This window comes from Streptomyces sp. AHA2 (genome assembly GCF_036857595.1).
GTDB lineage: Bacteria > Actinomycetota > Actinomycetes > Streptomycetales > Streptomycetaceae > Streptomyces.
The window spans coordinates 295,715-321,617 of record NZ_JAUQWJ010000007.1 but is presented as its reverse complement, the minus strand read 5'-3'; the positions used below and the strand labels follow the sequence as shown (position 1 = coordinate 321,617).

The window sequence follows — 25,903 nt, the reverse complement described above, 5'->3', positions numbered from 1 at the left end:
ATCCTGCGGGCCGTCCCGATCGCCACGTAGAGACTCGCAAACCTCAGCGGCGGATACAACCCCTTCTGGAAAGTTTTTTTTGATTCTTCGGTGTCGACTAGGTCACAGCCGTACTTCCATGGGGTGGATCCTGGCCTAAACGTTCGAGTGAAAGGACTTTAGCCAGTTCTGCTCACACAATCACACGCAGTGCACGGCGTACGCCTGTGAACGTCACGCTGGTTCGCAGCCCCAGGTGGTCACCGTCCATCTGGAGGGGGAGCGGGACCTTCGAATGCAAGGTGAACTGTGTCAAGTCGTGCAGCGAAGTGGCGTGCTTCCCATGGGGGCCGCGCTCGGGGGACGAAGTGAGCAACTGGGTGCCATACCGGGCAACCGCCGCGGTCGAGAGGCGGCTGAGGGCGAAGACGTCGAGGCCGGTATCGAACGAGGCCTTAGGTGCCGCGTAGACCGGGCGATTCCCCAGAAACGTCCACGGAGAGGTGTTCGAGGCTATGGACAGGACCAGATCGGTGATCGGCTCCTCGCCGGCCCGCTCCAGCGTGATCGTCCCGTGCCGGCGGTTCGGCTCGCCGAAGAGCTGGCGCACCACCTGGCGCACGTACAGCGCGTGGGTGGACTTGCGGCCCCGTTCCCGGTGCTGCTCCACCCGCCCCACCACGCCGGCGTCGAAGCCGAGCCCGGCGTTGAAGGTGAACCAGCGCGACGGCACCGACTCGTCCTCCGTGCCGGCCGTGCCCGAGGTGAGACCGAGGCCGACCGTCCTCTCCCTGCCCTCGCGCAGGGCGTCCAGCAGGACACCCGTCGCCTCCACCGCGTCGTTGGGCAGGCCCAGGGCCCGGGCGAAGACGTTCGTGGAGCCGCCCGGGACCACGGCCAGGCCGGGGAGGTGCCCGGGGTTCGGGCCCGCGTGGAGCAGGCCGTTGACCACCTCGTTGACCGTGCCGTCGCCGCCGAGAGCCACCACCAGGTCGATGTCGTCGCTGTCCGCGGCGTGCCGGCCGAGGTCGCGGGCGTGGCCGCGGTACTCGGTGGTGACCGCCTCCAGCTTCATCTCGCTGGCGAGCGCGTGGATCAGTACGTCGCGTGTGCGCGCACTTGTGGTGGTTGCCGCCGGATTGACCACGAGAAGTGCACGCATGACTGGCAGCGTACCTACTGGGTGGTACCTGGCCCAGACCGAGGTGGGGATCCGGTAAGAGAGCAGGGGCGAACCTGGCCACGGGGGGCGCGCGCGGCGAGGGCTACCCTGCAGGGGTGAGCAGTGAGCAGACCCCCACCACCGAGGAAAGCGCCGGCCCCCGCCCCAGGCGTCTGACGTACGCCGCGCTGCTGGCGGCGCTGGAAGGGCTCGCGCTGGTCGTCGGCGGCGTCTGGATCCTCGTCCTCGGCCTGGGCGGGCACCCGGACGACAGGCAGCAGGCCGTGACCGGTGGGATCACCCTGGTCATGCTCGCACTGCTGCCGCTGCTCGCGGCGCGCGGGCTGCTCGCCCGCCGCAGCTGGAGCCGCGGACCGGCCGTCATCACGCAGCTCCTGGCGCTGCCGGTGGCCTACAACCTGCTGCAGGCCGACAGCATGGCCATCCCGGGCGGCATCGCCCTGGCCGTCGTCGCCGTCGCGGCGCTCGTGCTGCTGGTGAACCCCGAGACGACCCGGGCCCTCGGGATCCGCGGGCCCGGCGACACCGGCGGGAAGTAGCCGTCACTCCTCGACGAGGAGCTTCTCCCGCAGCTGGGCCAGGGTGCGCGCCAGCAGCCGGGAGACGTGCATCTGGGAGATGCCGACCTCCTGCGCGATCTGCGACTGGGTCATGTTCCCGAAGAAACGCAGCAGCAGGATCCGCTTCTCGCGCGGCGGGAGGTCCTCCAGCAGCGGCTTGAGGGACTCCCGGTACTCGACGCCCTCCAGCGCCTCGTCCTCCGCGCCCAGGGTGTCCGCGACCGCCGGCGACTCGTCGTCGGTGTCGGGGACGTCCAGGGACAGCGTGGAGTAGGCGTTGGCCGACTCCAGGCCCTCCAGGACCTCCTCCTCCGAGATCGCCAGCTTCTCGGCGAGCTCGTGGACCGTGGGGGAGCGGCCGTGCAGCTGCGACAGCTCGGCCGTGGCGGTCGTCAGCGACAGGCGCAGCTCCTGCAGCCGGCGCGGGACGCGCACCGCCCAGCCCTTGTCGCGGAAGTGCCGCTTGATCTCGCCGACGACCGTCGGGGTCGCGTACGTGGAGAACTCCACCCCGCGGTCCGGGTCGAAGCGGTCGACCGACTTGATCAGGCCGATCGTGGCGACCTGGGTGAGGTCGTCCAGCGGCTCGCCCCGGTTGCGGAAGCGCCGGGCCAGATGCTCCACGAGCGGCAGGTGCATGCGGACCAGCTGGTTGCGCAGCTCCGCGTACTCGGGGCTGCCGCTGCCCAGGGTGCGCAGCTTGAGGAACATCTCGCGCGCCCCGCTGCGGTCCGGGGAGGCGTGCTGCGCGCGGTGCGCGTTCGGCGTCTCGTCCTCGGAGTGTCGCTCGTGCTCGCTCATCGTCCCGCCCGTCGCCCTTCCCCGAGCCCTCGCCTCCTCCGCCACCCTCGACCGCTCGGGGGTGACGGGACCCCCCTGGGCCGGGGGTGCGGTGACCTCCCCGCCCGGAGGCGCGCTCCGCACGGCACTGTCCCGCTCCGGCCCCGCACCGCCCGGGAGGACGGCCCCCGCGGCGTCGTCCTCCGGGTGCGGGCGGGCCTGCTCGGGAATGCCGTCGATACCGTCCGCCATGCGCCGGGCCCCGCTCGGACCGCTCGTGCCCGTGCCCTCGGCCGGCAGCTCTCGTGTGCTGCGCTCTTCGTCCCGCACCGGCCCGTCCCCGTTCCTCACGCCGGCCCGGGTCCCGCGCCGCGCTGTTTGTAGAGGCTGATCGAAACGGTTCTGTCCTCGTCCACGGCGGAGGAGACCTTGCCCGCGAGAGCGGACAGGACGGTCCAGGCGAAGGTGTCCCGCGAGGGGGCGTGCCCGTCCGTGGTCGGCGCCGAGACGGTGACCTCGAGTGAGTCGTCGACGAGGCGGAAGACGCAACTGAGCACCGAGCCGGGCACGGCCTGCTGCAGCAGGATCGCGCAGGCCTCGTCCACCGCGATGCGCAGGTCCTCGATCTCGTCGAGGGTGAAGTCCAAACGGGCCGCGAGACCGGCCGTGGCCGTACGCAGCACCGACAGGTAGGCACCCGCGGCCGGCAGCCGGACTTCCACGAAGTCCTGGGTCGCGGGCTCGCCTGCGATCTGGGACACCCTCACCTCCATGGTGGTACAAGCGTTATAGGGCCGAGGGTCGCTCCCCCGGAAGTAACGCGCTACGTGGTTCAGCGGTGACGCTATCGCGCTCTCAACGGTCCTGTCCCCGGGACCCCGACCCCTGCCGTCACTCACAGTAAACCTGTGGACACGCTCCGTGTCTAGAGGTCGGGCGGGCCCAAATGGGAAGAGCGTGCGCCGGGTTGACGTACCCAGACGTCAGACGGTCGAACCGTCCTGCGGCGGGGTCCTGCGGCGTCACACCAGGACATGGTCGACGAAGCACCACCGCCACGTCTCACCGGGCTCGTGGGTCCGCATCACGGGGTGGCCGGACTCCTTGTGGTGCCGCGCCGCGTGCCGCCCGGGCGAGGAGTCGCAGCAGCCGACGTGACCACAGCTGAGGCACAGCCTCAGCTGCACCGGATCCGTGCCTTCCGCCAGGCACTCCGGGCAGGTCTCGGTGAGCGGACCCGGTTCGGGGTGCGGCAGCGCGTCGGCGTGCGTGCACTGTTTCATGATTGCCAGGTTACGACGGTCGAGCCGAAGACCGCGTGGAAAAAGAGGGCGGGCGAGAACGATGGACGTGATGCCACTGCTGCTCCTGGTGGCGGGCAGCGCCGCGATCGCCGCGGCCGCGCGGCGCACACCGGTGCCGGCGCCGCTGCTGCTGGTGGCGGCCGGACTGGCGGTGAGCTACGTCCCGGGGGTGCCCGACTACACGCTCGACCCCCACATCGTGCTGCCGCTCATCCTGCCCCCGCTGCTGCACACGGCCGCCAGCGACAGCTCCTACCTCGACCTGCGGGCACAGCTGCGGCCGGTGGCGATGCTGTCCGTCGGGTACGTGCTGTTCGCGACGTTCGTCGTCGGCTGGGCCCTGTACGTGATCGTGCCGGACATGCCGCTGACGGCCGCCCTGGTCTTCGGCGCGGTCGTCGCGCCCCCGGACGCGGTCGCGGCGACGGCGGTGGCCCGCCGGGTCGGACTGCCCTCCCGGATCACCACCATCCTCCAGGGCGAGTCCCTGCTGAACGACGCCACCGCCATCACCGCCTACCGGGTCGCCCTCGCGGCCGCCGTCGGCGAGGGCGCGACCTGGGCCGGGGGCATCGGCGAGTTCCTGCTCGCCGCCGTGGGCGGTGTCGTGGTGGGACTCGTGCTGATGGCGCCGATCCACTGGCTGCGCACGCACGTGAAGGAGGCGCTGCTGCAGAACACCCTGTCCCTGCTCATCCCGTTCGTCGCCTACGCCGTCGCCGAGCAGGTGCACGCCTCCGGCGTCCTCGCCGTCGTGGTCGTCGCGCTCTACCTCGGGCACCGCGCGTGGGAGGTCGACTTCGCCACGCGCCTGCAGGAGGAAGCCGTCTGGAAGATGGTCGCCTTCGTCCTGGAGTCGGCGGTGTTCGCGCTGATCGGCCTGCAGCTGCCGATCGTCCTGAGAGGGCTCGGGGAGTACGAGGGCCCCGAGGCCGCCTGGTACGCCGTCGCGATCTTCCTGGTGGTGGTGGCGGCCCGGTTCGTGTGGGTGTACCCGTCCGCCTTCCTGCCGCGGCTGCTGTCGGCCCGGATCCGCGAACGCGAGGAGAGGCTCACCTGGAAGGCGCCCTTCGTGGTCGGCTGGGCCGGGATGCGGGGCGTGGTGTCACTGGCCATCGCCTTCTCCATCCCGCTCACCCTGCACGACGGCGAGGAACCCTTCCCGCAGCGCAACCTGATCCTCTTCCTGACCTTCACCACCGTCATCGGCACCCTCGTCGTGCAGGGCCTGACCCTGCCCCCGCTGATCCGGCTGCTGAAGTTCCCCGGGCGCGACACCCAGGCCGAGACACTCGCCGAGGCCAACGCCCAGGCCCAGGCCTCCCGGGCCGCCGAGCGGCGCCTGGACGAACTGCTCGCCGACGAGCGCAACACCCTGCCCGGCCCGCTCGCCGAGCGGCTGCGCACGGTCCTGGAACGCCGCCGCAACGCCGTCTGGGAACGGCTCGGGCAGGCCAACCCGATCACCGGGGAGTCCGTCGACGACACGTACCGGCGGCTGTCGCGGGAGATGATCGGCGCCGAGCGCGAGGTGTTCGTCAAGCTGCGCGACGGCCGCTACATCGACGACGAGATGCTGCGGACCCTGCTGCGCAGGCTGGACCTGGAGGAGGCGGCCGCCTTCCGCGAGACGGCCTGACGGCCGGGGCGGTCCGGGACGGTGTCACGGGAAGGGGCGGCCCGTGATCACGGCCGCCACCGTCGTCCCGCGGGGGAAGGCGCCTTCCTCGGCCAGGGTGACGAGCCCGTACAGCAGCTTGGCGACGTAGAGGCGTTCGACCGGGAGGCCGTGGCGCTGCTCGAAGTCGGCGGCGAAGGCGTCCAGCCCGGCGGGCACGCGCGCGTAACCGCCGAAGTGGAAACGGTCGTCCAGCGTCCAGGTGCCGCGCCGGCCGCCGAAGGCCCGTCGTTGCAGGGCCTCGGTCTCCGCGGCCAGGAAACCGCCCTTGAGCACCGGTACGCCCAGGGCGCGCTGCCGGGGGGTGAGACCGGCGGCCAGGCCTGCCAGGGTCCCCCCGGTGCCGCAGGCCACGGCGACGGTGTCGGCCTCGGCGCGCAGTTCGGCCCCCAGTTCGCGGCAGCCGCGCACGGCCTGTGTGTTGCTGCCGCCCTCGGGCACGACGTACCCCTCCTCGGCCCGTGCCGCGCGCAGCACGGCGGCCAGGGTCGCGGGCTCGGCCTTGCGGCGATAGGTCGTGCGGTCGACGAAGTGCAGCCGCATCCCGTCGGCCGTGCAGCGCGCCAGGGAGCGGTTCAGCGGCCGGCCGGCCAGTTCGTCGCCGCGTACGACACCGACCGTGGGGACGCCGAGCAGCCGGCCGGCCGCCGCGGTGGCGCGCAGATGGTTGGACCAGGCGCCACCGAACGTGACGACGGTCCGGCCGGCCGCCGCCGCGAGATTCGGCGCCAGCTTGCGCCACTTGTTGCCGATCAGCTCCGGATGGATCAGGTCGTCCCGCTTCAGCAGCAGCCGCACGCCCCGCCGCTCGAAGCGGTCGTCCACGACCTCCTGCACCGGCGAGGGGAGCCGGGGACGCAGTGAGGCGAGGCCGGGGGGCTCGGGGCTGGTCACCGCGCCATTGTCACCCGGGAGTGGCGGTTCCGGGGTTGCGCTGACGGTGGGCGACGATCACCCGGCGACGGTTCCGCCATCGACGGGCGGCACTCACCCGGCACCGGTTCCCGGCCGTCGGCGCGCGTCACCGGCGGTTCCCCGGGACCCGCCGCCCCGGTCCGCCCCGGCACCGGGCCCCACCGGCCGGTCCGAGAGCCGCGGTGGCGTTTTTCGAACGCCGGTCACCCCGGAAACGGCCCCCTGCCCAGCGCGGCGAAGATCCATTCCCGCTCTTTCGGGTAATAGCACCGCGACGCGGCGTGAGGAAGGCTTGCCCGTGCACAGCGATGCCCGAGGCATGTGGGCGTCGGTCACAAGACGGGGAGGCAGTTCTCTATGTCGGTAGGCGAAGAGGTCCGCACGGAGCAGACCAAGCCGCAGCAGAGTCTCGGCACGGCGGCCGCGCGGAACCTGGCCACCACGACCAAGTCCGTGCCGCAGATGCAGGAGATCAGCTCGCGCTGGCTGCTGCGCATGCTGCCCTGGGTCGACGTCAAGGGCGGTACGTACCGGGTGAACCGGCGGCTCACGTTCGCCGTGGGCGACGGCCGGCTGACGTTCGTCAAGACCGGCGACCGTGTCGAGATCATCCCCGCGGAGCTGGGCGAACTGCCGGCGCTGCGGAACTACGAGGACGAGGAGGTCCTCCTCGAGATCGCCCGCCGGTGCGAGCAGCGGGAGTTCGCGGCCGGTGAGGTGATCACCTCGTTCGGCGGACCGTCCGACGAGGTGTACCTGCTGGCGCACGGCCGGGTCGAGAAGGTCGGCACCGGCCCGTACGGGGAGGACGAGTCGCTCGGCATCCTCGCCGACGGCGCCTACTTCGGCGACAGCGCGCTGCTCGACGAGGACGCGATCTGGGAGTACACGGCCCGTGCGCTCACCGCCTGCACGGTCCTGGTCCTGCCCCGAGCGGACTTCCAGCAGATCGCGGAGCGTTCCGACACCCTGCGCGAGCACCTGCAGCAGGTCCGCTCCATCCCCGCCCAGCGCTCCAACAAGTACGGCGAGAAGGAGATCGACCTCTCCGCCGGCCACTCGGGCGAGCCGGACATCCCGCACACGTTCGTCGACTACGAGGCCCGGCCGCGCGAGTACGAACTGAGCGTCGCCCAGACCGTCCTGCGCATCCACACGCGCGTGGCCGACCTGTACAACCAGCCCATGAACCAGACCGAGCAGCAGATCCGGCTGACGGTCGAGGCCCTCAAGGAGCGCCAGGAGCACGAGCTCGTCAACAACCGCGACTTCGGACTGCTGCACAACTGCGAGTACGACCAGCGGATCCAGCCGCACGACGGCGTCCCCGGCCCGGACGACATGGACGAGCTGCTCAGCCGGCGCCGCGGCACCAAGCTGCTCCTCGCGCACCCGCGGGCCATCTCCGCGTTCGGCCGCGAGCTCAACAAGCGGGGCCTGGTGCCCGAGACCATCGACATGGCCGGCAACCGCATCCCCACCTGGCGCGGCGTGCCGATCTTCCCGTGCAACAAGATCCCGGTGACCGAGGCGCGTACGACCTCGATCATCGCCCTGCGTACCGGCGAGGCCGACCAGGGTGTCATCGGTCTGCGGGCCTCCGGCATCCCGGACGAGATCGAGCCGAGCCTGTCCGTGCGCTTCATGGGCATCAACGAACAGGCCATCATCAAGTACCTGGTCACGGCCTACTACTCGGCCGCGGTGCTGGTGCCGGACGCGCTCGGCGTCCTGGAGAACGTCGAGATCGGCCGCTGGCAGTGACGCTCCCGGTGTGCCTCCCGTGTCCCCGTCCGCCGGGACGGGTACACCCTCGGGGTACGCGCCCAGTGGCGGCGGAAGCCTCACCGTCCGCTCATCCTCCGAGGCGGTCCCATGGGTGATTCCCTCACGGAGTCCAGGACGGAGCCGACGCTGCCCGCCCCGGGCGGGCCGCTCAAGCCCGAGTCCCGGCCCCCGGCCGGGACGCCGGAGAGACGGGGGCCGATCGGGACGCAGCGGGACGGCCGGCCCGAACCGGCCGAAGGGCACGAAGCGGTGACGCTGCTGGAGCGGGCCCGCGCGGAGGTCGATCCGGTCCTGCGGGCCGCGCTCGGCACGCTGCCCGCGCCGATGCGCCGGGTCGCGCTCTACCACTTCGGCTGGGAGCAGGCCGACGGCAGCCCTGCCGACGGCGGCTCGGGCAAGGCCATCCGCCCCGCCCTGGTCCTCGCGGCGGCGTCCGCCCTCGGCGGTGCCGAGGCACGGGCCGGAGCGGCCACGGCGGCAGCCGCGGTGGAACTGGTCCACAACTTCACGCTGTTGCACGACGACGTGATGGACCGGGACGCCACCCGCCGTCACCGGCCCACCGCCTGGAGCGTGTTCGGTGACGCGGACGCGATCCTGGCCGGTGACGCCCTGCAGGCCCTGGCGCTGAGGCTGCTGGCCGAGGACCCGCGTCCGGTCTCCAGGGCGGCGGCCGCGCGGCTTGCGGACTGTGTGGTCGAACTGTGCGCGGGCCAGCACGCGGACACGGCCCTGGAGCGCTGTGCCCCCGGCGAGGTCACGCTCGACGAGGTGGTCGCCATGGCGGAGGCCAAGACGGGTGCACTGCTCGGCAGCGCCTGCGCGATCGGCGGACTCTACGCGGGTGCCTCGGCCGACGAAGTGGCGGCGCTGGACGCCTTCGGCCGGGAGGCCGGGCTCGCCTTCCAGCTCATCGACGACATCATCGGCATATGGGGCGACCCGCGTCGCACCGGCAAGCCCGTCGGCGCGGATCTGGTCGCCCGCAAGAAGTCCCTGCCCGTCGTCGCGGCCTTGGTCTCCGGCACTCCGGAGTCCGCCGAACTGGCCGAACTGTACGCACGGCCCGGGGAGAAGGAGGACCTGGACCACATCGCTGCGACCGTGGAGCGTGCCGGCGGCCGGGACTGGGCACAGATCCAGGCGTCCGACCGCATGGCCCGGGCCATGCAGCAGCTCTCCCGCGCCGTGCCGGACCCGGAGGCGGCGGGCGGGCTGCTGGCCCTCGCCGAGTTCGTGACGCGGCGCAGCAGTTGACGGCCGACGCCCGTCGGCGGTCAGCGATCGGCGCCGGTGGGAACCGGCCGTCGGCATCTGACGGCCCTTCGGGCGATCGAAGGGCAGGACCCCGGAGCGCCGGGGCCGTGCGGCTCCTGACCCCGCACGGTCACCGGACTCCGGCCGGCGGGTCCCGCACTGCCCCACGGTGTGCGGGGCCCGCCCCTTACGCGTGTCACGTGGGGGAGGCGGGGCAGGCGTTCGACTGATTTGCGCCAAGCTCGGTCTCGGCTCGCCACGGAGATCCTCGACGCCCCTACGATCAACGCCGATCGGACGAGCGAAGGGGCGGAGCATGGGTGTGGTGATCCGGACGGCGGGCGAAGGGGACAGGGACCTGATCGTCCGTCTGCTCGACGAGGCGTTCCACGACGACCCCGTGAGCGGCTGGGTCTTCCCCGACGTGCAGGACCGCCGGGCGCACCACCCCATGCTCATGGCCGCCTTCACCGACATCGTGTTCGGGGCCGGCCGCATCGACGTCACGGAGGACGGCTCGGCCTGCGCCCTGTGGCTGTCCGTGCCCGACGGCGATCCGCACCGCGGCGACGACGCCGAGGACGACGGCCCGGCTCGGGTGCGGAAGGCCGTCGACCCCGGCAACGAGCGCATCGAGCTGATCAGCCGGCTCACCGCGGGGATCCACCCCTCGGGGCGGGCCCACGAGTACCTGTGGATGATCGGCGTCGCCCCTGGCCGGCAGGGCGAAGGGCTCGGCACCGCGCTCATGGAGTCGGTCCTCGACCGCTGCGACCGCGAGGGGACCGCGGCGTACCTGGAGGCCAGCAGCGCGCGCAGCCGCACGTTGTACGAGCGTCTCGGGTTCGCGCTCTGCGGCTCGGCCCTCCGGCTCCCCGACGGCCCGGAAATGTGGCCGATGTGGCGCGAACCGGCCTCGCGCACGGCGTGACCGCCGGCCCTCTCCGCCCCCGGCCGGCCGGCGGCCCGGTGATGCCCCGCCCGCGCACGGCTCGGGGCACGCCCCGTGTCCGGCCCCGGCGTCGCGGTTGCGCGCGTACAGCGGGGAGCGCCGACGCCCGGACCGGCCTACCCTGAGGACATGGGCAGCAGCGAAGAGCACGTCTGTCCCACCTGCGGACAGCCGGTGGAAACGGTCGTCCGGCGGCACAAGACGCTGGGCGCATGGGTCCCGCGATGGGTGGCGGGTCCCTGCCGGAACCCGGACTGCGGGGTCCGGGAGCGCGAGGGCGCGGACACCGCGGCCGCCCGCCCCGAGGGGCAGCCGGCCGGGTCCCCCACCACCACGGCGACGGCCCCACCCGGGACCGCGCCGCCAGGAACCACCCCGCGCGGGAGGGTGCCCTAGGGGACCGGCGCACGACGCCCCTGAGCGCGCTCGCCGGCCGCGGCCCGGCTCACCTCGGGCCACCCGCGCAGGCCCCGGCGACGGCCCCACCCGGGACCGCGCCGCCAGGAACCACCCCGCGCGGGAGGGTGCCCTAGGGGACCGGCGCACGACGCCCCTGAGCGCGCTCGCCGGCCGCGGCCCGGCTCACCTCGGGCCACCCGCGCAGGCCCCGGCGACGGCCCCACCCGGGACCGCGCCGCCAGGAACCACCCCGCCCGGGAGGGTGCCCTAGGGGACCGGCGCACGACGCCCCTGAGCGCGCCCGCCGGCCGCGGCCCGGCTCACCTCGGGCCACCCGCGCAGGCCCCGGCGACGGCCCCACCCGGGACCGTGCCGCCAGGAGCCACCCCGCCCGGGGGGAGGGTGTCCTAGGGGACCGGCGCACGACGCCCCTGAGCGCGCCCGCCGGCCGCGGCCCGGTTCACCTCGGGCCACCCGCGCAGGCCCCGGCGACGGCCCCACCCGGGACCGCGCCGCCGGGAGCCATCCCGCCCGGGAGGGTGCCCTAGGGGACCGGCGCACGACGCCCCTGAGCGCGCCCGCCGGCCGCGGCCCGGCTCACCTCGGGCCACCCGCGCAGGCCCCGGGTGAGGGGTTAACGTGTGATCCATGGGCTTACCAGGGGAGCGGCGCCGCCGTGCATGGCGCGCCATGGTGATCGTGTGGGTACTGCTCGTGACCGTGGCGGCCGCGCTCACCCTGTGGATGCGGGACTCGGCGGACCCCGGCGGGCCGTACGTCTGGCTGGATGCCGAGCCCGGGGAGACCTACGACCTGCCTCCCTGCCCGACGCCCCAGGGAGGCGGGCCCGCCTCCTGCGCGTACGTCCGCTCGCCCTGACGTCAGGCCGTCTCCGCGGACCGGGCCCGCACCCCGCCCGTCGCCGGGTCGCGGGACGTCAGGCAGTACAGGCCGCCCGCAGGGTCGCGCATCACCGTCCAGCCGGGGAAAGCCGCCACGAAGGCGGCTCCGAGGGCCTCGTGCCGCTCCCGGGTCCCGGCCGGGTCCGCGCAGGCCAGGTCGAGGTGGGCGGAGACCGGCCGCTCCTCGTCGAGGCGCTGCAGCAGCAGACGGACCGGCAGGCCGGACGGCGGCTCGATCACATGGAACTCGGGCAGGGACCCGGCCCGCGACTCCCAGCCGGCCAGCAGCGCGCTCCAGAAGGCGACTTCGGCGTCGTACGCCGACGGCGGGAGGTCCACACACACCTGGTCGAGCCGGCTGCCCCGCACCACGCCCGGCCGTGAGGCCTGGCCGCGCCACGGGTCCGCGCAGAACGACTGACCGCCCGGTGAGCGCAGGACGACGAGCGAGCCGAGGTCCGTCACCACGCTCGCGCCGAGCCGGACCGCCGCGGCGGCGAACCCCGCCACGTCGTCGACGCAGAAGTCGAGATGCGCGCCGCCCGGCCCCGACCGCACCGCCTGCGCCTTCACGCAGGCGTCGGCGCCGTCCGGGAGCAGGGTGACGAACTCCCGGTGCTCGCCCCGCGGTTCGGACAGCCGGGTGTCCGTGACCGCGGTCCAGAAGCCACAGGCGGCGCGGAAGCCGGGGTGTGGGCGGTCGATGAAGGCGTAGGTCCAGCGGATCGTCATGGGCGCGATCGTAGAGGGCCCGCCACGGCCACCTGCGTGAACCTTGGGCCCGCCCCGCCTCGCCGGTCCCGCCCGTCGGCCCGGACTTGTTTGCATGCTGCAATGGACCACATCACGTTCCTCGTGGCGGCCGTGATCGTCACGGCCCTCGTCTTCGACTTCACCAACGGTTTCCACGACACGGCGAACGCGATGGCCACCTCCATCGCCACCGGCGCGCTCGCTCCCCGGACGGCGGTCCTCATCAGCGGTGTCCTCAACGTCGCGGGCGCGTTCCTGTCCACCGAGGTCGCCCGGACGATCTCGGGCGGCATCGTGGACGACGGCCTCGTGACACCCGGCATGATCTTCGCCGGGCTGGTCGGGGCGATCCTGTGGAACCTGCTGACCTGGCTCCTCGGGCTGCCGTCCAGCTCCTCGCACGCCCTGTTCGGGGGGCTGATCGGGGCGGTGGTCGCGGGGGCGGGCAGCCAGGGCGTGCACGCCGGCAAGGTCGTCGAGAAGGTGCTGGTACCGGCGGTGGCCTCACCGCTCGTGGCGGGAGTGGCCGCGCTGCTGGCCACCGGCCTCGCCTACCGGCTCACCCGCCGGGCCCGCCGGGAGACCGTGGCCAAGGGCTTCCGCATCGGCCAGATCGCCTCCGCCTCGCTGGTCTCCCTCGCCCACGGCACGAACGACGCGCAGAAGACCATGGGCGTCATCACCCTCACCCTCGTCTCCGCCGGAGCGCTCGGCGCGGACGCCGGGCCGCCCCTGTGGGTGGTCGCCTCCGCGGGGCTGGCCATGGGGCTCGGCACCTACCTCGGCGGCTGGCGGATCATCCGCACCATGGGCAAGGGCCTGACGGAGATCCGCTCACCGCAGGGCTTCGCGGCGGAGACCGCCTCCACGGCCGTCATCCTCACCTCCGCCCACCTCGGCTTCGCCCTGTCCACCACTCAGGTGGCCTCGGGCAGCATCCTCGGCGCGGGGCTCGGCCGCCGGGTCGCGGAGGTCCGCTGGGGCGTGGCGGGCCGTATGGCGGTGGCCTGGGCGATCACCCTGCCCGCGGCCGGGCTGATCGGCGCTCTGGCCGCCGTCGTCGTCCGTCTCGGCGGCGACCTCGGTACGGCCGCGGTGGGGCTCGCGGGTGCCGCCCTCGCCGCCGGCATGGTGCTCCTCTCGCGCCGCAATCCGGTGGACGCCCACAACGTCAACGACGCGCACGAGGTCACACTGCACGGAGAACGGCCGGCCAAGGTCGGCTCGGCCGCGTGAGACGGCACGTACGGCGAAGGGGCCCGGCCGCCGATCCGGCCGGGCCCCTTCACCGCAGGTGGCGATCAGGCCTTCTTGGTCTCCCAGAAGATCTTGTCGATCTGCGCGATGTAGTCCAGCGCCTTCTGGCCGGTGGCCGGGTCGGTCGACGCCTTGGCGGCCGACAGGGCCTTCAGGGTGTCGTTGACCAGCTGGTGCAGCTCCGGGTACTTCTCGAAGTGCGGGGGCTTGAAGTAGTCGCTCCAGAGCACCGAGACGTGGTGCTTGGCAAGCTCCGCGCGCTGCTCCTTGATGACGGTGGCGCGGGCCTGGAAGTGCGGGTCGTCGTTTCCGGCCATCTTCTCCTGGACGGCCTTGACCGACTCCGCCTCGATGCGGGCCTGGGCGGGGTCGTAGACACCGCAGGGAAGGTCGCAGTGCGCGCTGACCTTGACCTTGGGTGCAAACAGGCGGGAAAGCATGGAGCATTCCTTCCTCGTGATCGTCTTCTCACAGGGGACATTACTCCGTGGCGGAGGGGTTTTGGCGGGTGCCCCCTTGGGCTTAGGACAAAAGTCCGGGGTGAGACTGGGACTGGTGGAGGAAAGAACCGGGGAGGTGTCGGGTGATGCCGGAGCTGTCGCAGGAGTCCGAGCGGGGAGGGTCGGCCCCGCCCTTCGGAGTCGCCGAGGTGACGGGCCCGTCCATGGTGCCCACGCTGTACCACGGCGACCGGCTCCTGGTGCACTACGGGGCCCGGATCAGGGCCGGTGACGTCGTCGTGCTGAGGCACCCCTTCCAGCAGGACCTGCTCGTGGTGAAGCGGGCCGCCCAGCGCCGCGGCGACGGCTGGTGGGTGCTGGGGGACAACGCCCACGCCGGCGGCGACAGCACCGACTACGGCGTGGTGCCCGACGAACTGGTGCTGGGCCGGGTGCGGTTGCGCTACCGCCCGCTCAAGCCCGGCCGGCGCTCGCCCTGGGCGCTGCTCGGCTGGGTGCTCTCCGCGGTCAGGCCCGTCGTCTCGGGCAGGCCGGGCCTGGCCGTCTCCAGGCGCTTGCGGGCCCGGTAGGCCGCCACGTTGGCCCGGGTCGCGCAGCGGTCGGAGCAGTAGCGCCGGGAGCGGTTGGTGGAGGTGTCCAGGTAGGCGTTGCGGCAGGGGGCGGCCTCGCACAGGCCGAGGCGGTCCACGCCGTACTCGGTCAGGTGGAAGGCCAGGCCCATCGCGGCGATCGCCGCGTAGCCGGCCGTCGCGTTGGACGGGTGGTCCGCCAGGTGCATGTGCCACAGGGGACGGCCGTCGTCGTCGCGGAAGTCGTGCCCGGAGATCTGGGGACTGACCGGGAACTCCAGCAGCAAGGAGTTGAGCAGGTCGACGGCGAGCGTCTCGTCGCCGGCGTCGGCCGCCTCGAAGACCGCGCGCAGCCGGGCTCGGATCGAGCGGAACCGCGTCACGTCCGCCTCCGTGGCGCGCCGGGCAGCCGACTGGCTGGTGCCGAACAGGTCGCGAACGGCCTCGACCGACGTCAGGGCGTCCTTGCCCCGGACCGGCTCCTCGGTGTTGACGAGACGCACGGCGTAGTCCGAGTAATAGGCCAGTTCCACTTGTAGTCCTTACGGAGGGGCTTCATCGTCGCGAACGTGCACTGGTAAGAGCTGATGGTGCTCCCAGGGTATTACGAGGCAAGGGCTCGACGACGGATGCCGACGGCGTCCGGCCGGTCCCCGGCCGACGAGACGACGGGCCGATGCGGCACGGCAGAAGGGGCGGTACGGAGATCCCGTACCGCCCCTTCGCCATGCGTACCGGTCAGCGCACCCCGGACAGGTCGAGCACCTCGGACAGGTCAGAGCACCTTGGACAGGAAGGACTTCGTCCGCTCGTGCTGCGGGTTGGTGAGCACCTCGCGCGGGTTGCCCGCCTCGACCACCACACCGCCGTCCATGAAGACCAGGCTGTCGCCCACCTCACGGGCGAAGCCCATCTCGTGGGTGACGACGACCATCGTCATGCCGGACTCGGCCAGGTCGCGCATGACGTCCAGGACGTCACCCACCAGCTCCGGGTCGAGGGCCGAGGTCGGCTCGTCGAACAGCATCAGCTTCGGGTCCATGGCCAGGGCCCGGGCGATGGCGACGCGCTGCTGCTGGCCGCCGGAGAGCTGGGAGGGGTAGTTGCCCGCCTTGTCGGCCAGGCCCACCCGGTCCAGCAGCTCCAGGGCGCGCTGCCGCGCCTGGCCCCTGTTGACGCCCTTGACCTGGACGGGCGCCTCCATGACGTTCTCCACGGCCGTCATGTGCGGGAACAGGTTGAAGCGCTGGAAGACCATGCCGATGTCCCGGCGCTTGAGGGCGACCTCGCTGTCCTTCAGCTCGTAGAGCTTGTCGCCCTTCTGCCGGTAGCCCACCAGCTCGCCGTCGACGTAGAGGCGGCCGGCGTTGATCTTCTCCAGGTGGTTGATGCACCTCAGGAAGGTCGACTTGCCGGAGCCGGAGGGGCCGATGAGGCAGAACACCTCGCCGGACTTCACCTCCAGGTCGATGCCCTTGAGGACCTCCACCGGACCGAAGGACTTGTGGACGCCCTCGGCCTTCACCATGGCGGTCATGCGGTGCCTCCCGTCGTCGACGAGCGGTTGGACAGGGACAGCACGTTGGCCTTGATCTTCTGGAACGGCGTGGCCGGGAGCGACCGGCTCGAACCACGCGCGTAGTAGCGCTCCAGGTAGTACTGGCCGACGCTGAAGACCGACGTCAGCAGCAGGTACCAGGCCGCGGCCAGGAACAGCATCTCGGCGGGGGCGCCGGAGGTCTGGCCGATGTCCTGGGCGGCGCGGAGCAGCTCGGGGTACTGGACGACGGAGACCAGCGAGGTCGTCTTCAGCATGTTGATGACCTCGTTGCCCGTCGGCGGCACGATCACGCGCATCGCCTGCGGGATGACGATGCGGCGCAGCGTCTTGGAGTGGCTCATGCCGAGGGCGTGCGACGCCTCGGTCTGGCCCTCGTCGACCGAGAGCAGACCGGCACGGCAGATCTCCGCCATGTACGCGGCCTCGTTCAGGCCGAGGCCCAGCAGCGCCGTCAGGAACGGGGTCATGAAGTCCGACCACTCGTCCTTGTAGAACGGCCCGAGGTTGATGTACTCGAAGACCAGGCCCAGGTTGAACCAGACGATCAGCTGGACCAGGACCGGGGTGCCGCGGAAGAACCAGATGTAGAACCACGCGATCGACGAGGTCACCGGGTTCTTCGACAGGCGCATCACGGCGAGCAGGACGCCGCCGACGATGCCGATCGCCATGGACAGCACGGTCAGCAGCAGCGTCTTGCCGACGCCGTCGAGGATACGGTCGTCGAAGAAGTAGTCCGGGATCGCGTCCCAGTTGATCTTGCCCTGGGCGAACGCGAAGACGATGCCGCCCAGCAGGGCGAGCGCGACGACGGCGGAGACGTACCGGCCGTAGTGCCGCACCGGGATGGCCTTGATGGCCTCCGGTCCGGCCGGGGGCGTGTCGCCCGCCGTCTTCTCGATGTCAACAGTCACGGGTAGTGCCTTTCAGTGCCGCTGCGCTGCGGTCACTTGCCGCCGTTGATGGTGGCCGCCTCGATGGAGCCGTCCTCGACGCCCCACTTCTTCATGATCTTCTCGTACTCGCCGTTCTCGATGATGGCGTCGAGGGCGGCCTTGAGCGCGTCGCGCAGCTGCGTCTGGTTCTTGGCGACCGCGATGCCGTAGGGAGCGGCCTCGACCTGCTCGCCGACCAGCTGGAAGTCCTTGCCGCCGCCGGAGGTCTTCACGGCGTACGCGGCGACCGGGAAGTCGGACGAGCCGGCGTCGGCACCACCCGCGCGCAGACGGGTCTGGGCCTGCTGGTCGTTGTCGAAGGCCTCGATGGCGATCTTCTTGCCGGCCGGGCACTTCTTCGACTCCGCCTTGGCGAGGTCCTCGGAGACCGTGCCGCGCTGCAGCACGATCTTCTTGCCGCACAGGTCCGACCAGGTCTTGATGCCCTGGTCGTCGCCCTTCTTGGTGTAGATCGACACACCGGCGGTGAAGTAGTCGACGAAGTCGACGCCCTCGCCGACCTTCTTGCCGGTGTCGGAGTCGATGCCCTCCTGACGGTCCTTGGTGTCGGTCATCGCGGACATGGCGATGTCGTACCGCTTGGACCGCAGACCGGTGATCAGCGTGTCGAAGGTGCCGTTCTCGAACTGGAAGTCGACACCGAGCTGCTTGCCCATGGCGGCGGCGATGTCCGGGTCGATGCCGACGACCTTGCCGGAGCTGTCCTTGAACTCGACCGGGGCGTAGGCGATGTCCGAACCGACCTTGATGACGCCCTTGTCGCGGACGGCCTGGGGCAGCTTGCCGGCGAGCGGGGCGGTGGAGGCGGTGTCGCTCTCCGAGCCGCTGTCCTTGGTCTGGTCACCGCATCCGGTGAGCATCAGCGCGCCTGCGACCGCGATCGCACCGACCGCTGCTAGCCGGGAGCGGGCGGCGGTCGTACGACGGGTGGAGCTTGCGGTCATGGTGGGTTCCTCCGGCGGATGGGTGGAGTTGCCGATGGGGCTGTGCGCCGCCGATGGGACCGGCAGCGCGCGCACTGCCGACGGTGCCGGCAGAGCCGCAGGTCGACGGGAGCACACGTCTTCGAGTGTCGCGACCTCGTGTGATTACGGCATCTTGCCATTCGGACTGCGCCATTCTGGGGGCCAGCCATGTCAAAATCGGATAACGGGCGATCCCCGAACCGCACCACTCCGGTACATCACGGCCGGACCTTCTGTGGGAATCTTTCGTTCCGGCCGGAAGATCTTCGGTGCATCCCGGGATTTCGAGACAGGGCCCACCGGCTTCGCCGCCGCTTGAGTGGTTCTCCCCGGATTGTCCAGCCCTTGTACCGATATTGGACGAAGAGTCGGGGCACCGTCATGTGACCTTGGCGTTATGGACTCGTCCCAGGTGCCTTCCGTCCGGTAAGAAGGGTCTTTACACCCCTCATCCGGGGCTCAGGGCGCGTGTGCGGCGCGCCCGTCGCGCACGCGCCCGTACGTATCACGTACAGAGCACGACCACGGCCGTGCGCGGTCCCGCCCACCCCTCACCAGGAGTGGCCACCCTCAAACCGATGAAGATTTAAGGGGTAAAAGAAAGTGGCAGCGGAGATCGTCAATCCTCGCAGCGAGAGCAAGACCGGCGATACGGATCCCGAGGGCGGTGCGGAGCCCCTCGACTCCTTCGATCCGGCGTTCGCGTTGCACCGCGGCGGCAAGATGGCCGTGCAGGCCACCGTGCCGGTCCGCGACAAGGACGACCTGTCCCTGGCGTACACGCCCGGCGTCGCGAAGGTGTGCAGCGCGATCGCGGAGCAGCCGGAGCTGGTGCACGACTACACGTGGAAGTCGTCGGTCGTGGCCGTCGTGACGGACGGTACGGCCGTTCTGGGGCTCGGTGACATCGGGCCCGAGGCCTCCCTCCCGGTGATGGAGGGCAAGGCCATCCTGTTCAAGCAGTTCGGCGGTGTGGACGCCGTTCCGATCGCGCTGAACTGCACGGACGTCGACGAGATCGTCGAGACGGTGGTGCGGCTCGCGCCCTCGTTCGGCGGAGTCAACCTGGAGGACATCTCGGCGCCCCGGTGCTTCGAGATCGAGCGGAAGCTGCAGGAGCGGCTGGACATCCCGGTCTTCCACGACGACCAGCACGGCACGGCGGTCGTGACCCTAGCCGCCCTGCGCAACGCCGCGCGGCTGAGCGGACGGGCGGTGGGCGACCTGCGGGCCGTCATCTCCGGCGCCGGCGCGGCGGGTGTCGCGATCGCGAAGATGCTGGTGGAGGCCGGCATCGGGGACGTCGCGGTGGCCGACCGCAAGGGTGTCGTGTCGGCGGACCGCGAGGACCTCACCGCGGTGAAGCGGGAGCTGGCCGGGTTCACCAACAAGGCCGGGCTCACCGGCTCGCTGGAGTCGGCGCTGGCCGGTGCGGACGTGTTCATCGGCGTGTCCGGCGGGACCGTCCCGGAGTCCGCGGTCGCGACGATGGCCGAGGGGGCCTTCGTCTTCGCCATGGCGAACCCGAACCCCGAGGTGCATCCCGAGGTCGCGCACAGGTACGCGGCAGTCGTCGCCACCGGGCGGTCGGACTTCCCGAACCAGATCAACAACGTGCTGGCGTTCCCGGGGATCTTCGCGGGCGCCCTGCAGGTGCGGGCGTCCCGGATCACCGAGGGGATGAAGCTGGCCGCCGCCGAGGCGCTGGCCGCCGTGGTCGGGGACGACCTGGCCGCCGACTACGTCATCCCGTCGCCCTTCGACGAGCGTGTCGCACCGGCCGTGACCGCGGCGGTCGCGGCGGCGGCCCGGGCGGAGGGCGTGGCCCGGCGCTGACACCGCCGGCCGTGCCCTGAGGTGACCCCGTCCGCGTTCGGACGGGGTCATTTCTTTGCCGGGCGGTACGGCCGAACGGGTGGGGCGCGCCGGTGGCGGCCGCCGTGGCCCCCGTCCCGCCGTCGTCCCTGTCCCGCCGTCGTCCCTGTCCCCCCGTCGTCCCTGTCCCGCCGCCGTCCGACAGCGTGGTCCGGGCCCCGCACCCTCGCGGGCCGCGTGTGCCGGTCCTGCCGCGGTGGCCTCGGGCATCACCCGCGGGTTCCTGGCAAGAGGGTGTGTCTCACAGGGGCATGCGGTTCCTTCGCCACGGCGGGGAACCTATCGTCAAGGTCATGTTCGCCGTCTACGCCGCCCGAATCGACCGCGACCAGCCGCTCACCGGCCTGGAGTTGGGGGAGCGTCCCGCCCCCGAGGCCCGTCCCGGCTGGAGCACCGTCACCGTCAAGGCCGCCTCCCTCAACCACCACGACCTCTGGTCCCTGCGCGGGGTGGGCCTCGCCGAGGACAAACTGCCGATGATCCTCGGCTGCGACGCCGCCGGCGTCGACGAGGACGGCAACGAGGTCGTCCTGCACTCCGTCATCGGACAGAGCGGGCACGGGGTCGGCCCGAAGGAACCCCGCTCCATCCTCACCGAGCGCTACCAGGGGACGTTCGCCGAGGAGGTCGCCGTGCCGACCTGGAACATCCTGCCCAAGCCGAAGGAACTTTCTTTCGAGGAGGCCGCCTGCCTGCCCACGGCCTGGCTGACCGCCTACCGGATGCTGTTCACCAACGCGGGCGTCCGGCCCGGCGACTCCGTGCTCGTGCAGGGCGCCGGCGGCGGTGTCGCCACGGCCGCCATCGTGCTGGGCAAGGCCGCCGGCCTGAAGGTGTTCGCCACCAGCCGGGACGAGGCCCGGCGCAAGCGTGCCCTGGAGCTCGGGGCGGTGGAGGCGCTGGAGTCCGGAGCGCGGCTGCCCCAGCGGGTCGATGCCGTGATCGAGACGGTGGGCGCCGCCACCTGGTCGCACTCGGTGAAGTCGCTGAGGCCGGGCGGCACGCTCGTCATCTCGGGTGCCACGAGCGGTGACCGGCCCTCGCACGCCGAACTGACGCGGATCTTCTTCCTGGAGCTGAAGGTCGTCGGCTCGACGATGGGCACCAAGGATGAACTGGAGGACCTGCTGTCCTTCTGCGCCGCCACGGGGGTGCGGCCCGTCATCGACGAGGTGCTGACCATGGACCGGGCTCGTGAGGGCTTCGAGCGGCTGGCCGCGGGTGAGCAGTTCGGGAAGGTCGTGCTGACCAACCCCTGAACGATTGCCGCGCGCGAACGCGCTGCTCGACGGCCGGCCCGGGAACGGGCCGGCCGTTTCGTGTGTCAACTACGGTTGACGCATAGGTGATGTCAACGTAGGTTGACGTCATGACCGAAGCAACCGATCTGGCCGAGCGGGCCGGCGACCGGGACCCACGGGTCGGCTTGCGGGCCGTCGCCGCCCTGCGCCGGCTGCTGGAGCAGCTGGAGGCCGTGCAGGTGCGCAACGCGCGCAACCAGGGCTGGTCGTGGCAGGAGATCGCCGCCGAACTCGGCGTGAGCAGGCAGGCCGTGCACAAGAAGTACGGGAGGCATTGATGTTCGAGCGGTTCACCAAGGACGCACGGGACGTGGTGAAGGGCGCGTTCTCCCATGTGGAGGGCGGGCGGAGCGTGGAGCCGGAGCATCTGCTGCTGGCCCTGCTCGACCGGGAGGGCAGCCGCGGGTCGTTCGCGCTCGCCGCGCTGGGACTCGGGGAGGACCGGGAACCCGTGCGCGAGGCGCTGCGCCAGGCGCGGCGGCGGGCCGGGCTGTCCAGGGCCGAGAGCGACGCACTCGCCGGGCTGGGGATCGACGTGACCGAGATCGTCGCCCGGGTGGAGGACCTGCACGGAGTCGGGGCGATGTCCGGCGACGCGAAGGACGGCCGGTGGTGGTCCACCGGGCGTGCCTCCTTCGGGCGGGGCGCCAAGGACGTGCTCGAACGCTCCCTGCGGGCCGCCCTGGCCCAGCGCGACCGGCACATCGGCGACGAGCACATCCTGCTGGCCCTCACCGCCCGGCCCGGCGTGCCGGCCGAGGTCCTCGCCGACCACGGAGTGACGTACGAGTCCCTGGTGCGGGTGCTGTACGGACGCGGCGGCGAGGCCAAGGCCGGCTGAGCGGGCGGCCCGGCGGGGGCTTACGTCTTCGGGGTGCGCAGGAGCGCCCCTATGTGGGCCGCCGCTGTCGAGAGATGGCGGCGGGCGTCCCTCAGCTGGTCGGGAGTCACGCCGTTGTCCCGGGCCGCGTCCCGGATGTCGTCCCGGAACCGGTCGAGCAGGCGGTCCAGGTCGCGGGCGGGGTCGCCGGTGGAGTCCGCGGCGTCCTCATGGGCCCAGGCGGGTTCGTAGCCGGCCGGGAAGTCCTCCGCGGGCTGTGCGGGCGCCGGGTCCGGGGCCGGCGGGGCGGTCCTGCCCGTGCCGGACCAGTCGAAGCCGAAGTCCTTGCCGTAGTCCTTGCCGAACTCGCCCATCTCCTTGACCAGTTCGCTCAGGCCCTCGCGCAGTCCCGCCGGCCAGTCGCCGCGGGCGAAGCGGTCCTGCACCTGCTCCTGGACCCGGCGGGTGATGCGCTGCATCTGCTCCTGGGCCTGGGCCCGTGCCTGCTCCTGGGCCTCCTTCGCCTGGCGCCGGGCCCGCTGGGCGTCCTCGCGGGCCCGGCGGCTCTCGTCCTTGGCGCGCCGGGCCTGTTCCTTCCACTCCTGCCGGGCACGGCGCATCTCCTCCTTGGCGATGCGCCAGGCCTCCTTGTCGCCGAACGGCGGGGTGTCACCGGGTGAGGCGCCGCCCTCGGCGCCGGACGCGCCGGGGCCCCGGCGGGCCTCCGTCGCCGCCGCGCGCATCTCGCGGCGCAGATCGCCCGCGGCCCCGCGCACGTCCGCCTGGATTTCGGCGGCCAGCTCCGCGACCGACTCGCGGATCTCCAGCTCCAGATCGGCCAGCTCGCCGCTGCGGTCGGCCAGTTCGGCGCGGCCCGCGTCGGTGATCGAGTAGACCTTGCGGCCGCCCTCGGTGGTGTGCGTGACCAGGCCCTCGGCCTCCAGCTTGGCCAGCCGGGGGTAGACGGTGCCCGCCGACGGCGCGTACAGCCCCTGGAAGCGCTCTTCGAGGAGGCGGATCACCTCGTAGCCGTGGCGCGGGGCCTCGTCGAGCAGCTTCAGCAGGTACAGGCGGAGGCGGCCGTGGGCGAAGACGGGGGGCATGTCAGAGCACCTTCTTGTCGGTCGAGCCGTCGGCCGGGGCGCCGTCGGCGCCGGTGCCCCGGCCGGAGACGGAATTGTCTCCCGGGCCGGCCGGCGGGCCGCCCCGCGGGTCGGCGGGCGGGGTCCCGGGCCGGGTGTGCGCGGGGCCGGCGTCCTCGTCCTCCCGGGCCGGGCGGCGCAGCAGGGCGATGGACCCGGAGACGGTGGTGGCCCGCAGCCTGCCGGTGCCCGCGCCGAGCCTGCCGGCGATCTTGTGCGCGCCCCACTGGCCGTAGACCCGCAGGCCGTCGAAGGCGTTGGAGATGGCACCGCTGGCCGTGTTGGCCTCGATCTCCGCGTCCGCCGGATAGGGCAGGCGAATGGCGATCTCGCCCGAGACGCTGCTCAGCCGCACGTCCGTCGGGCCGTCCGGGTCGAGGTCGACGATCATGGAACCGCTGACCGAGTCGGCCCGTACGGAGGGGCCGGAGCCCTCGACCACGGTGAGGTCACCCGAGACGGAACTGAACCGGAGCTCACCCGTCACGTCCTGTGCCTCCAGGCTGCCGGAGACCGTGTCGGCCCGGACCGGACCGGACAGGCCCACCAGCGTCGTGTCGCCGGTGACGCCCCTGACCACCGACGGGCCGTGGATGCCGGAGATCACCGCCGCCGCGCCGACCACGCCCACCTCGACGCGGGTGCCGGTCGGCACGGCCAGGGACACCACCGCGCTGCGCTGCCAGCCCTTGCGGTCCAGCCACTTGAGGAAGCCCTTCCAGGGCAGGTCCTCGTACGCCACGGTGAGGGTGCCGTGCCGTTGGGTCACCACCAGGGGCGGTCCCTCGATCTCGGAGACCTCCAGTCGGGCGGAACCCTCGTCGGTGCCCACCACGTTCACCGTGCCGTTGACCAGGCGCACGTGGAGATCGCGCACGGGCTCGTCGAAGGTGAGCTTCACGGGCTCCGTGACGGACCACTCGGACATGGCAGACCTCCCTGATCCGACGCGCCATATCGCGTCCTCTCGCATTCACGATATATCGCGGCCGGGCAAAGTCAAGACACCCGTTCTGCGGACAGTCGACGGTCATAAGTGCTCATGAGCGGATGAATCGCCCTAACGTGTGACCATGCCGACGGATGCCGCCCCTACGGGCTCTGCCTCTGGGGCGCTGCTGCTGTGCCGGGCGGCGCCCGGGGCCGTCGCCGCCGTGGCCCCGCTGCTGCGCCAACCCATGCAGCTCACGCGCGCGGGTGACCGATGGAGCGTGCTGGTCCCTGAGGGCGGCCCTTGGCGGGACGGCGGCGAGCCCGTCGACCGGGTGGTCACCGGCTGGGCCGGCGCTCTCGCCGTCGGCGCGCCCTGGCCCGTCCTCGCGCTGTGGTGGGACGCGGACCACGCGGGCTTCACGCTGGCGTCCGGGTTCCGCCGCCCGGTCGGCTTCGTCTGGCTCGCCGACGGTGTCCCGGTGGGGGAGGACGAGGCGATGCGCACCTTCGCCGCGCGGGTGGGGCTGGATCCCGTCCTGGACGTCCAGGCCCTCGATCAGCTGACCAGGCCCGACGCGGCGGCCGACGCCCGGGCCCGGCTGCGCGGCCTGCTGGCGGTCCTCGCGCGCGTGGGCGTCTCGATGCCGCCGGAACTCGTGCCCGGACTGCCCGCCGACCGCCTCCGGGAAGCCGTGGCGCTCCAGCCGGACAGCCGGCCCGTCGAGTGGACCGGCCTGCGTGAGGCGGTGGTGGAGCGCGGCACCGTCGAGCACAGCCGCCTGGGTCCCTGGATGCCCGGGACCGGCGACCCCAGGGCCCACGCCCTGGCCCTGGCCCAGGTGGCGGCGGGCGTCCCCCTGCTGGTGTGGGGCCTGCGCCGGCACGGCGGAGGCTGGGGCTGGGTCACGGCCGGCGCACTGCTCCTCGCACACGGCACGCTGGGTCTGGCCTACGGCGTGACCCACCCGCGCGACTGAGGCGACACCGCGGCGCCGACAAGGCCGGGCGGGTGTTCCCGTGAGTGGCGAAGCCGAGGTGCGGCCGGTCGGGACACCCGTGCGCGGGCCGCCGCTCCCGGTGCGGAAGGGGCTCGTCCGCCTGCCGCAGGGAGGCCGGACGCCCGAGTGGGGAGAGGCTTCTCACGCCGCGTCGTCGACCTCGGGGTGGACCTGGGATCCCGAGCGGGGGAGCGGGGTTCTCACGCCGTGTCCTGGACCTCGCGTCCCGAGCCGGGCGCGACCGCCGTCTCACACCGCCTCGCGGGTCCTGCCGGCCGAACCACGGGGGCGGAGCCGGAGCCGCACCCTCTCAGGGGCCCGGGGCTGCCCTGAGCCGTCCGTCGAAGCTACTCGTCGTCCTCGTCGTCCAGCCGGGCCAGCCACGTCGCCAGGCGTTCGACCGGGACCTCGAAGTCGGGGTTGAGGTCCACGAACGTGCGCAGCTGCTCGGCCAGCCACTCGAAGGTGACCTCCTCCTCGCCGCGTCGCTTCTCCAGTTCCTCGATGCCACGGTCCGTGAAGTACATGCCGTCAAGGATAGGTGGGCGCGAAACGGCCGGGCCGCACCCCCGGAAGCGGGGATGCGGCCCGGCCGCACAGGACGCGCGAGGACGG

At 72.3% G+C, this 25,903-nt stretch carries 27 protein-coding genes and 1 pseudogene; 14 read left to right on the top strand and 14 right to left on the bottom strand.

Translation table 11 applies throughout. The annotated features are described in order from the left end of the window. Nucleotides 1-172: 172 nt before the first annotated feature. Nucleotides 173-1,141, bottom strand: coding sequence for a diacylglycerol/lipid kinase family protein (locus Q5694_RS17610; RefSeq protein WP_333934036.1), 969 nt, complete (start codon nucleotides 1,139-1,141; stop codon nucleotides 173-175). A 116-nt stretch (nucleotides 1,142-1,257) separates the two neighbouring features. Here Q5694_RS17610 and Q5694_RS17605 point away from each other — a divergent pair, with 116 nt between their 5' ends. Then, nucleotides 1,258-1,701: a hypothetical protein gene (locus tag Q5694_RS17605; RefSeq protein WP_333934035.1), complete on the top strand. Its 444-nt coding sequence runs from the start codon at nucleotides 1,258-1,260 to the stop codon at nucleotides 1,699-1,701. 3 nt (nucleotides 1,702-1,704) lie between these two features. On the opposite strand, the gene Q5694_RS17600 is transcribed toward Q5694_RS17605, so the two are convergent. From Q5694_RS17600 to Q5694_RS17590, 3 genes are all read right to left on the bottom strand, one after another. After that, nucleotides 1,705-2,832 (bottom strand): RNA polymerase sigma factor SigF, encoded by a 1,128-nt coding sequence (locus Q5694_RS17600; RefSeq protein ID WP_333934034.1) that lies wholly within the window; start codon nucleotides 2,830-2,832, stop codon nucleotides 1,705-1,707. 17 nt (nucleotides 2,833-2,849) lie between these two features. Next, nucleotides 2,850-3,263 carry an anti-sigma factor gene (locus Q5694_RS17595; RefSeq protein WP_006136266.1) on the bottom strand — a complete coding sequence of 138 codons (414 nt, stop codon included), beginning with the start codon at nucleotides 3,261-3,263 and terminating at the stop codon, nucleotides 2,850-2,852. 261 nt (nucleotides 3,264-3,524) lie between these two features. Beyond that, a complete protein-coding gene (locus tag Q5694_RS17590; protein ID WP_333934030.1) occupies nucleotides 3,525-3,785 on the bottom strand; it encodes a UBP-type zinc finger domain-containing protein in 261 nt (86 codons plus the stop codon). Between the two features lie 61 nt (nucleotides 3,786-3,846). Between Q5694_RS17590 and Q5694_RS17585 the strand changes: the two genes are divergently transcribed. Beyond that, the gene (locus Q5694_RS17585) at nucleotides 3,847-5,445 is read left to right on the top strand and encodes a Na+/H+ antiporter (protein WP_333934029.1); all 1,599 of its coding nucleotides are present in this window, start codon (nucleotides 3,847-3,849) and stop codon (nucleotides 5,443-5,445) included. Between the two features lie 24 nt (nucleotides 5,446-5,469). On the opposite strand, the gene Q5694_RS17580 is transcribed toward Q5694_RS17585, so the two are convergent. Next, nucleotides 5,470-6,378, bottom strand: a complete 909-nt coding sequence (locus Q5694_RS17580) for a 1-aminocyclopropane-1-carboxylate deaminase/D-cysteine desulfhydrase (protein WP_333934028.1) — start codon at nucleotides 6,376-6,378, stop codon at nucleotides 5,470-5,472. Between the two features lie 378 nt (nucleotides 6,379-6,756). Between Q5694_RS17580 and Q5694_RS17575 the strand changes: the two genes are divergently transcribed. The 5 genes from Q5694_RS17575 (at nucleotide 6,757) to Q5694_RS17555 (ending at nucleotide 11,674) form a co-directional block, all read left to right on the top strand. After that, the gene (locus tag Q5694_RS17575; protein WP_333934027.1) at nucleotides 6,757-8,163 is read left to right on the top strand and encodes a family 2B encapsulin nanocompartment shell protein; all 1,407 of its coding nucleotides are present in this window, start codon (nucleotides 6,757-6,759) and stop codon (nucleotides 8,161-8,163) included. Nucleotides 8,164-8,274: 111 nt separating this feature from the next. Beyond that, complete coding sequence (locus Q5694_RS17570; protein ID WP_333934026.1) at nucleotides 8,275-9,444, top strand: family 2 encapsulin nanocompartment cargo protein polyprenyl transferase; 1,170 nt, start codon at nucleotides 8,275-8,277, stop codon at nucleotides 9,442-9,444. A 316-nt stretch (nucleotides 9,445-9,760) separates the two neighbouring features. Further along, on the top strand, nucleotides 9,761-10,375 hold the full coding sequence (locus tag Q5694_RS17565) for a GNAT family N-acetyltransferase (protein WP_333934025.1): 615 nt from the start codon (nucleotides 9,761-9,763) through the stop codon (nucleotides 10,373-10,375). A gap of 150 nt (nucleotides 10,376-10,525) precedes the next feature. Further along, nucleotides 10,526-10,792, top strand: coding sequence for a hypothetical protein (locus Q5694_RS17560; protein WP_333934024.1), 267 nt, complete (start codon nucleotides 10,526-10,528; stop codon nucleotides 10,790-10,792). Nucleotides 10,793-11,443: 651 nt separating this feature from the next. After that, complete coding sequence (locus Q5694_RS17555) at nucleotides 11,444-11,674, top strand: hypothetical protein (RefSeq protein ID WP_333934023.1); 231 nt, start codon at nucleotides 11,444-11,446, stop codon at nucleotides 11,672-11,674. 2 nt (nucleotides 11,675-11,676) lie between these two features. Here the strand turns inward: Q5694_RS17555 and Q5694_RS17550 are convergent, their stop codons facing one another. Beyond that, complete coding sequence (locus tag Q5694_RS17550; protein WP_333934022.1) at nucleotides 11,677-12,429, bottom strand: VOC family protein; 753 nt, start codon at nucleotides 12,427-12,429, stop codon at nucleotides 11,677-11,679. 102 nt (nucleotides 12,430-12,531) lie between these two features. Here Q5694_RS17550 and Q5694_RS17545 point away from each other — a divergent pair, with 102 nt between their 5' ends. Next, nucleotides 12,532-13,686, top strand: coding sequence for an inorganic phosphate transporter (locus Q5694_RS17545; protein ID WP_333934021.1), 1,155 nt, complete (start codon nucleotides 12,532-12,534; stop codon nucleotides 13,684-13,686). Between the two features lie 65 nt (nucleotides 13,687-13,751). Here the strand turns inward: Q5694_RS17545 and sodN are convergent, their stop codons facing one another. Further along, nucleotides 13,752-14,147: a superoxide dismutase, Ni gene (gene sodN, locus Q5694_RS17540; RefSeq protein ID WP_004983535.1), complete on the bottom strand. Its 396-nt coding sequence runs from the start codon at nucleotides 14,145-14,147 to the stop codon at nucleotides 13,752-13,754. Between the two features lie 146 nt (nucleotides 14,148-14,293). On the opposite strand from sodN, the pseudogene sodX reads away from it, so the two are divergent. Then, nucleotides 14,294-14,545 (top strand): annotated as a pseudogene (sodX, locus tag Q5694_RS17535) (nickel-type superoxide dismutase maturation protease); the annotation flags it as partial. Between the two features lie 65 nt (nucleotides 14,546-14,610). Here sodX and Q5694_RS17530 read toward each other — a convergent pair. From Q5694_RS17530 to Q5694_RS17515, 4 genes are all read right to left on the bottom strand, one after another. Further along, entirely contained in the window at nucleotides 14,611-15,270 is a 660-nt protein-coding gene (locus tag Q5694_RS17530; RefSeq protein WP_333934018.1) for a CGNR zinc finger domain-containing protein, read from the bottom strand. A gap of 242 nt (nucleotides 15,271-15,512) precedes the next feature. After that, nucleotides 15,513-16,274 (bottom strand): amino acid ABC transporter ATP-binding protein, encoded by a 762-nt coding sequence (locus Q5694_RS17525; RefSeq protein WP_333934017.1) that lies wholly within the window; start codon nucleotides 16,272-16,274, stop codon nucleotides 15,513-15,515. Then, nucleotides 16,271-17,212, bottom strand: a complete 942-nt coding sequence (locus tag Q5694_RS17520; RefSeq protein WP_333934016.1) for an amino acid ABC transporter permease — start codon at nucleotides 17,210-17,212, stop codon at nucleotides 16,271-16,273. Before Q5694_RS17520 ends, Q5694_RS17525 begins: the two co-directional genes overlap by 4 nt. Nucleotides 17,213-17,244: 32 nt before the next feature. Next, nucleotides 17,245-18,198, bottom strand: coding sequence for an ABC transporter substrate-binding protein (locus Q5694_RS17515; RefSeq protein ID WP_333934015.1), 954 nt, complete (start codon nucleotides 18,196-18,198; stop codon nucleotides 17,245-17,247). Nucleotides 18,199-18,822: 624 nt separating this feature from the next. On the opposite strand from Q5694_RS17515, the gene Q5694_RS17510 reads away from it, so the two are divergent. The 4 genes from Q5694_RS17510 (at nucleotide 18,823) to Q5694_RS17495 (ending at nucleotide 22,236) form a co-directional block, all read left to right on the top strand. After that, the gene (locus Q5694_RS17510) at nucleotides 18,823-20,055 is read left to right on the top strand and encodes an NAD(P)-dependent malic enzyme (protein WP_333934014.1); all 1,233 of its coding nucleotides are present in this window, start codon (nucleotides 18,823-18,825) and stop codon (nucleotides 20,053-20,055) included. A gap of 332 nt (nucleotides 20,056-20,387) precedes the next feature. Further along, nucleotides 20,388-21,353 carry a zinc-binding dehydrogenase gene (locus Q5694_RS17505; protein WP_333934013.1) on the top strand — a complete coding sequence of 322 codons (966 nt, stop codon included), beginning with the start codon at nucleotides 20,388-20,390 and terminating at the stop codon, nucleotides 21,351-21,353. Nucleotides 21,354-21,463: 110 nt separating this feature from the next. Continuing rightward, nucleotides 21,464-21,673, top strand: a complete 210-nt coding sequence (locus Q5694_RS17500) for an HTH domain-containing protein (RefSeq protein WP_004925761.1) — start codon at nucleotides 21,464-21,466, stop codon at nucleotides 21,671-21,673. Then, complete coding sequence (locus tag Q5694_RS17495; protein ID WP_333934011.1) at nucleotides 21,673-22,236, top strand: Clp protease N-terminal domain-containing protein; 564 nt, start codon at nucleotides 21,673-21,675, stop codon at nucleotides 22,234-22,236. The genes Q5694_RS17500 and Q5694_RS17495 overlap by 1 nt, the downstream gene beginning before the upstream one ends. A 20-nt stretch (nucleotides 22,237-22,256) precedes the next feature. On the opposite strand, the gene Q5694_RS17490 is transcribed toward Q5694_RS17495, so the two are convergent. Then, complete coding sequence (locus Q5694_RS17490; protein ID WP_333934010.1) at nucleotides 22,257-23,318, bottom strand: helix-turn-helix transcriptional regulator; 1,062 nt, start codon at nucleotides 23,316-23,318, stop codon at nucleotides 22,257-22,259. 1 nt (nucleotide 23,319) lies between these two features. Further along, nucleotides 23,320-24,285: a DUF4097 family beta strand repeat-containing protein gene (locus Q5694_RS17485; RefSeq protein ID WP_333934009.1), complete on the bottom strand. Its 966-nt coding sequence runs from the start codon at nucleotides 24,283-24,285 to the stop codon at nucleotides 23,320-23,322. 145 nt (nucleotides 24,286-24,430) lie between these two features. Between Q5694_RS17485 and Q5694_RS17480 the strand changes: the two genes are divergently transcribed. Next, nucleotides 24,431-25,267: a hypothetical protein gene (locus tag Q5694_RS17480; protein WP_333934008.1), complete on the top strand. Its 837-nt coding sequence runs from the start codon at nucleotides 24,431-24,433 to the stop codon at nucleotides 25,265-25,267. A 368-nt stretch (nucleotides 25,268-25,635) separates the two neighbouring features. Here the strand turns inward: Q5694_RS17480 and Q5694_RS17475 are convergent, their stop codons facing one another. Then, nucleotides 25,636-25,815, bottom strand: a complete 180-nt coding sequence (locus tag Q5694_RS17475) for a DUF6104 family protein (protein ID WP_003992906.1) — start codon at nucleotides 25,813-25,815, stop codon at nucleotides 25,636-25,638. Between the last annotated feature and the right edge of the window lie 88 nt (nucleotides 25,816-25,903).